Raw genomic sequence first — 5,887 nt, 5'->3', positions numbered from 1 at the left:
CCCACGACCTCTAGCGTGACAGGCTAGCGTTCTAACCAACTGAACTACCGGGCCATCTGCGCTGGTCTTGTCGAACAGCGCGATATTTATTATAATCGTTCCCACCGTTTTTGTCAATAGGATTCGGGGAAGAATCTTGAAAAAAGAACGGCGGAAAAAACCAGACGCGGGCGGGAGGAAATCCTCCCGCCTATGGTATTCCCTAATCGCCGAAGGAAATACCCAAACTGCGCGCTGTAAAAATCATCTGGTCGTTGACCGGGATGAATTTCGTCTTTCCGGCGACGTCGGACAGGCGGTTGTGGACGATCTCGTTGTTCTGCTGGGCGACGGTCACGCCGAAGATGCCGCGGCTGAAGAGCTCCGCGCCGTAAACGCCGAACTGGGAGGCGAGCACCCGGTCGTAGGCGGACGGCTCGCCGCCGCGGATGAAGTGCCCCGGCACAACCATGCGCGTCTCGGAGCCCGAGCTCTCCTCGATCTGTCGCACAATGCGCGCCGTCGCCGTCGTAATCCCCTCGGCGGCGCGTTTTTCGGCGCGCTCCTTCTTTTTCATTTTGGCCTCTTCGGCGTCGAACGCGCCCTCCGCGACCACCACGATCGAGAATCCCCGGCCGGACGCCGCCCGCCGCTCGATCGCCTTGACGACCTTTTTGATGTCGTAGGGGATCTCGGGGATGAGGATGACGTCCGCGCCGCCCGCCACGCCGGTGTAGAGGGTGAGCCAGCCCGCCTTGTTGCCCATGATCTCGATGACCATCACCCGCTTGTGGCTGCTCGCGGTGGTGTGGATGCGGTCGACCACCTCGGTGCCGATCCCCACAGCGGTATGAAAGCCAAACGTCACGTCGGTGCCCCAGATGTCGTTGTCGATCGTCTTGGGCAGGCCGATGATGTTGAGCCCCTCCTCGGAGAGCAGATTGGCCGTCTTGTGGGTGCCGTTGCCGCCCAGAACGAAGAGGCAGTCGAGCTTCATCTTTTTGTAGTTGCCCTTCATCTCGGCGACCTTGTCCACGTCGTTCTCGACGATCTTCATGTTTTTATAGGGGGTGCGCGCCGTGCCGAGGATGGTGCCGCCGCGCGTCAGGATGCCGGAAAAATCCGACTGCTTCATCTCATGGTACTCGCCCTTGATCAGCCCCTTGAAGCCGTCGACCACGCCGACGATCTCCACGTCCGGCATCTTCTGGTAGAGCGCCTTGGCCACCCCGCGGATGGTCGCGTTCAGTCCCGGACAGTCTCCGCCCGCCGTTAAAATTCCCACTCTTTTTGTCATTTCCTTTTCCTCCTTACGCAAAACCCGTCCGATTACCGAACCAGCAGCGCCCACGCGAGCAGCCCGTATTCCGCCAACGTGATCGCCGGGATTCCAACCACAAAATACCAGCGGCGCGTCTTGTGCCGGAAGAGATACATGCCGGCCCACACGCCCCATCCCCCGCCGATCACGGCGAAGAAGAAGAGGGTTTTCTCGGGGATGCGCCACGCGCCGCGCTTCGCCTTCCACTTGTCGAGCCCGCAGGCCGCCAGTCCCGCCGCGTTGACCGCGAAAAGCGCCCACATCAAGACGGTTCCCATCCGCTCATCCTTTCATTCGGAATCTTCGCAAAATCAGTATACCACATCTTTCCGCCGATGGAAAGCGCGCGGCAGAAGGGCGGGGAGCACGCTCCCCGCCCCTTTTACGGCTCAAAAATTCGCGCCGTTCCAGCCCCAGCTGGCCACCTCCTCATATTTGACGTAGACGTGGTCGGGCGCGATATCCAGTTCGTCGCGCAGGATGCCGGTGATTTCCCCGGTCAGCCTGTCAAAGGCGGACGCGGGCGCCTTGCCGTACACCTTGACCTCCACGAAGGCCATCGGCGCGCCGGCCTCCCCGCGGAAATACATGCGGCAGCCGTCCTCGAACGTGCACATCAGCCAGTTTTCCGTCTTGCCGGGGATGGCGGTGATCGCCTGTCCGAATTTTTGCTTGATCGCCTCTTCCTTTTCCGGGGTGAGCGTGACGTTTACCTTTGTCTGGATGCAGGGCATCGTGATTCCTCCCTCAAATTTTTCTGCGCTTATTATATCCCGTTCCCGCCGTGTTTTCAATCGTTTTTCCGGGACGGCCGTTTCCGTCCAGCCGCCGGACTTGCACGGGACGAGACCCTTTGGCATATAGATGAATCGTGCCATGTCTTGCATGGTGCGTTTTCTTTTTCTCCCGATTCTCAAATCCGCCGGGTTCCGGCCGAGGAGGTCTTCCCTTGTTCTCGTTGTTCGCCGCCCTGTGCAACCTGCTCTATTTCGCCCTGCACGTCACCGGTACCGGGTCCTTCCCCCGCCCCCTCTCCGCCAAGGAGGAACACGAATGCCTCGAGCGGATCGCCGCCGGGGACGAAGCCGCCAAAGCCTGCCTGATCGAGCACAACCTGCGCCTCGTGGCCCATATTATCAAGAAGTATTACAGCACCTTCAAGGATCAGGACGACCTGATCTCGATCGGGACGATCGGACTGATCAAGGCGGTCTCCACCTTCAACACCGACAAGGGGACCCGTTTCGCGACCTACGCCTCCCGCTGCATCGAAAACGAGGTGCTGATGCACTTCCGCAATAAGAAGAAGTCCGCGCAGGACGTCTACATAAGCGATCCGATCGACACAGACAAGGATGGGAATTCCCTGACGCTCGGCGACATCATGTCGGAGGAGGATAACATCATCGACTGCATCGACCTGCACATCAAGTCGGAGCAGCTCTATGATTTTATCGCCTGCTGCCTCGACGAGCGGGAGCGGCAGATCATCGTCATGCGCTACGGCCTCGGTGGGACCCGCCCGCTCACACAGCGGGAAGTCGCCAAAAAGCTGGAAATTTCCCGCTCCTATGTCTCGCGCATTGAAAAGAAGGCGATCGGAACGCTTCGCACCCGCTTTGAACGGGAGGGCGCATTTCTCTGACGCGCCGTTCGGGCGGCAAAACCTGTAAAGGAGAGTTCCATGATCACCATCAGCCTGTGCATGATCGTTAAGGATGAGGAGGACGTCCTCGCCCGCTGCCTCGAAAGCGCGGCGGACGCGGCGGACGAGATCATCATTGTGGATACCGGCTCCGCCGACGCGACGAAGGAGATCGCGCGGCGGTATACCGACAAGGTCTATGACTTCGCGTGGACCGACGACTTTTCCGCCGCGCGGAATTTTTCCTTCTCCAAAGCGGAGATGGAATACTGCATGTGGCTCGACGCGGACGACGTTCTTGCGGATGCCGACCGCGCCGCGCTGCTCGACCTCAAACGCACCCTCGATTCCGCCGCCGACGTCGTCATGCTCCGCTACCACGCGGCGTTCGACACGGACGGCAAGCCCACCCTCTCCTACTACCGCGAACGGATCGTCCGCAACTGCCCTGAATTCCGCTGGGCGGGGGCGGTGCACGAGGCGATCACCCCCTCGGGCGTCGTCGTTTACGGGGACGCCGCCGTCTCCCACCGCAAGCTGCGCCCCTCCGACCCTGCGCGCAACCTGCGCATCTATGAAAAACAGCTCGCCGAGCAAGGGGAGCTCGCGCCGCGCGACCAGTTCTACTACGCGCGCGAGCTCTACTACCACGGGCGTTACGCCGACGCCGTCCGCGTGTTTGAGGCGTTCCTGGACGGGGGACGCGGCTGGATCGAAAACAACATCGAAGCCTGCCGCCATCTCTCCTGGTGCCGCTACGCGATGAAGGAGCCGCGCGAGGCGCTTTCCGCGCTGCTGCGCACCCTTGAATACGACACACCGCGCGCCGAGGTCTGCTGCGACGTCGGAAAGCATTTTCTCGACCGCGCGCGCTACCGGGAGGCGATCTTCTGGTATGAGCTCGCGCTCTCCCGCGAACGCGACGACCGTTCGGGCGCTTTCGTCAGCCCCGACTGCTACGGCTACCTGCCCTGCATCCAGCTTTGCGTCTGCCACGACCGGCTGGGCGAGCGCGCCCGTGCCGCCGAATACAACGACCGCGCCGGGAAATATAAGCCCGACGACCCCTCCTACCTGCGCAACAAGCTCTATTTTGCCGCGCAGAGCTCATGAAGGAAATCCATCCCCCGGCGCGCCCGCCGGGGGATGGATTTCTTTGGTTTGCATTTCTCCTGGAAACGCGGTAGAATAGCTACGGAAAATTCACCCGGCCAAGGAGGTTTTCATGCAAGGCGCAATCTTTGATATGGACGGTACCCTGCTCGACTCCATGCCCTTCTGGGGCGACTCCGCCGACCGCTTCCTCATGAAGCGGGGCGTCCGCCCGCCCCCGGGACTTTACGAGGCCCTCAAGGACCTCAGCATGGTCCAGACCGCCGATTACCTGCGCGAACGGTTCGGCGTCACCGGAGCCGTGCAGGATGTGATGGACGGCATCAACGAGGTCATGGAGGAGAGCTATTTCCACCAGATCCCGCCCAAGGCGGACATCCTCTCCTTCGTCGACCGCCTCGCCCGCGCCGGGGTGCGCATGTGCGTGGCCACCGCCACCGACCGCTATCTCGCAGAGGCGGCGCTCAAGCGGGTCGGCCTGCTCGACCGGTTTGAGTTCCTGCTCACCTGCACCGAGGTGGGCGCGGGCAAGCATCTGCCCGTGATCTATGAGCGCGCCCGCGAACGGCTGGGACTGCCCCGCGAGGAGGTCGTCGTCTTTGAGGACGCGCTCTACGCCGTGGAGACCGCCAAAGCCGCCGGCTTTCCCGTCGTCGCGATCGCCGACCGCTCCGCCGCCGGGGACGAGCCCCGCATCCGCGCCCTCGCCGACCGGTTCGTCAAACAGTATGCCGAACTGAATGAATGGGAATAAAGAGAAGCCGTCCGGAAGGGCGGCTTCTCTTTATTTGAATTTTCCGCTCTTCGAGCGGTGTAGTTGCCGAGTCCCGCCCCGGAGCGTGCTTAGATTTGCCGCTCATCGAGCGGCGGAACTTGTCGGTAGTCGACCGACAGCGAATTCCTTTCTTGCTTGCCCAAGAAAGGAACCAAAGAAGGGCACGAGGGGCTGCGCCCCTGCGACCCCCACGCCGCCTCCGGTTGGCCTGCGGCCAAAGTCGGCGGCGCCCTGTCCACGGATCAGCGGACGAGCTTACAGCATCCCGCCAACCGCCGCGCCGCGGGCGCAATGCCTCTGCCTGAGAGGCTCCGGAACCGTACCGGTAATGCGCCCGGGGAGGCACGGCTTTAAGTCATTCGCCGCTCTCTTCCGGGCGGTGCACCGGCCCCAAAAGGTCCTCATAGCGGCACCCAAGCGCCCGGCAGATCATCGGGAGCTCATGGGCGAAGATGTTACGGCACCCGTTCTCGATCTTCGTCACGGTCGACCGTGTAATATCGAACTCCGCCACCTGCAATTTTGCGGCGAAAAGCTCCTGCGACCACCCCTTCTGATTCCGCAGTCGGGCGATATTCTTACCGATATAGCCGTCCAGCATTTTTTTGCGCCCCATAGTACAATCGCTTGCTCCCATCTAATCACATTTTTCTTGATTATAGGGAGATTATTTGCTATAATTGTTCTTATATAAGAACACTAGGGAGCCTGACTAATGAAAGTATCTATAAAACTACCGAAAAACAAAATTTGGGGAATCCGCCTGGAATGGCTGCTCCGCCGGAACCCGGAGAACGCACCTCCCCGGCGTAAGCGGGCGTGTGGAAGAGGAAGGAAAAGAGGCGGGACGCAATAGCGTCCCGCCCCTTTTCTTTCCGTTGTATGATATCGCCCACTGACAAGCACTCAGTTTCCGTTCCCACCCATTGGGAGCGTCCGCAACCTGAATTGAGCCTTCAGCTGGTGTACCCGTGGGGAGCGGCGGTAACCGGCGGGTACTGGCAAGGTACTCCCGGAGATTCCTAAGAACCCGGCGGAGGGTTCTTAGGCGGAC

At 61.0% G+C, this 5,887-nt stretch carries 7 protein-coding genes; 3 read left to right on the top strand and 4 right to left on the bottom strand.

The features are described 5' to 3' along the window. Positions 1-202: 202 nt before the first annotated feature. From NE609_RS16675 to NE609_RS16665, 3 genes are all read right to left on the bottom strand, one after another. A complete protein-coding gene (locus tag NE609_RS16675) occupies positions 203-1,276 on the bottom strand; it encodes a 6-phosphofructokinase (protein WP_256153167.1) in 1,074 nt (357 codons plus the stop codon). Between the two features lie 32 nt (positions 1,277-1,308). After that, on the bottom strand, positions 1,309-1,578 hold the full coding sequence (locus NE609_RS16670; RefSeq protein WP_256153166.1) for a DUF1294 domain-containing protein: 270 nt from the start codon (positions 1,576-1,578) through the stop codon (positions 1,309-1,311). A 111-nt stretch (positions 1,579-1,689) separates the two neighbouring features. Next, positions 1,690-2,034 (bottom strand): phenylpyruvate tautomerase MIF-related protein, encoded by a 345-nt coding sequence (locus NE609_RS16665; protein WP_101549632.1) that lies wholly within the window; start codon positions 2,032-2,034, stop codon positions 1,690-1,692. A gap of 215 nt (positions 2,035-2,249) precedes the next feature. On the opposite strand from NE609_RS16665, the gene sigK reads away from it, so the two are divergent. From sigK to NE609_RS16650, 3 genes are all read left to right on the top strand, one after another. Then, positions 2,250-2,945 carry an RNA polymerase sporulation sigma factor SigK gene (gene sigK / locus NE609_RS16660; RefSeq protein WP_121587741.1) on the top strand — a complete coding sequence of 232 codons (696 nt, stop codon included), beginning with the start codon at positions 2,250-2,252 and terminating at the stop codon, positions 2,943-2,945. A gap of 39 nt (positions 2,946-2,984) precedes the next feature. Beyond that, positions 2,985-4,058, top strand: coding sequence for a glycosyltransferase family 2 protein (locus NE609_RS16655; protein WP_256153165.1), 1,074 nt, complete (start codon positions 2,985-2,987; stop codon positions 4,056-4,058). A gap of 112 nt (positions 4,059-4,170) precedes the next feature. After that, positions 4,171-4,812 (top strand): HAD family phosphatase, encoded by a 642-nt coding sequence (locus NE609_RS16650; RefSeq protein WP_256153164.1) that lies wholly within the window; start codon positions 4,171-4,173, stop codon positions 4,810-4,812. Positions 4,813-5,188: 376 nt separating this feature from the next. On the opposite strand, the gene NE609_RS16645 is transcribed toward NE609_RS16650, so the two are convergent. Next, a complete protein-coding gene (locus NE609_RS16645) occupies positions 5,189-5,434 on the bottom strand; it encodes a helix-turn-helix domain-containing protein (protein WP_256153163.1) in 246 nt (81 codons plus the stop codon). Positions 5,435-5,887 lie beyond the last annotated feature (453 nt).

Source organism: Anaerotruncus sp. DFI.9.16 (genome assembly GCF_024461615.1).
GTDB lineage: Bacteria > Bacillota > Clostridia > Oscillospirales > Ruminococcaceae > Anaerotruncus > Anaerotruncus massiliensis.
The sequence above is the reverse complement of the archived record's forward strand: the minus strand, read 5'-3'. Positions and strand labels throughout refer to the sequence as shown.

Excerpts from the sequence above, each read along its gene's own strand:
- NE609_RS16645 (WP_256153163.1), bottom strand. The coding sequence starts at position 5,434 with ATGCTGGACGGCTATATCGGTAAGAATATCGCCCGACTGCGGAATCAG.
- NE609_RS16675 (WP_256153167.1), bottom strand. The coding sequence starts at position 1,276 with ATGACAAAAAGAGTGGGAATTTTAACGGCGGGCGGAGACTGTCCGGGA.
- NE609_RS16655 (WP_256153165.1), top strand. The coding sequence starts at position 2,985 with ATGATCACCATCAGCCTGTGCATGATCGTTAAGGATGAGGAGGACGTC.
- NE609_RS16670 (WP_256153166.1), bottom strand. The coding sequence starts at position 1,578 with ATGGGAACCGTCTTGATGTGGGCGCTTTTCGCGGTCAACGCGGCGGGA.
- NE609_RS16650 (WP_256153164.1), top strand. The coding sequence starts at position 4,171 with ATGCAAGGCGCAATCTTTGATATGGACGGTACCCTGCTCGACTCCATG.
- NE609_RS16665 (WP_101549632.1), bottom strand. The coding sequence starts at position 2,034 with ATGCCCTGCATCCAGACAAAGGTAAACGTCACGCTCACCCCGGAAAAG.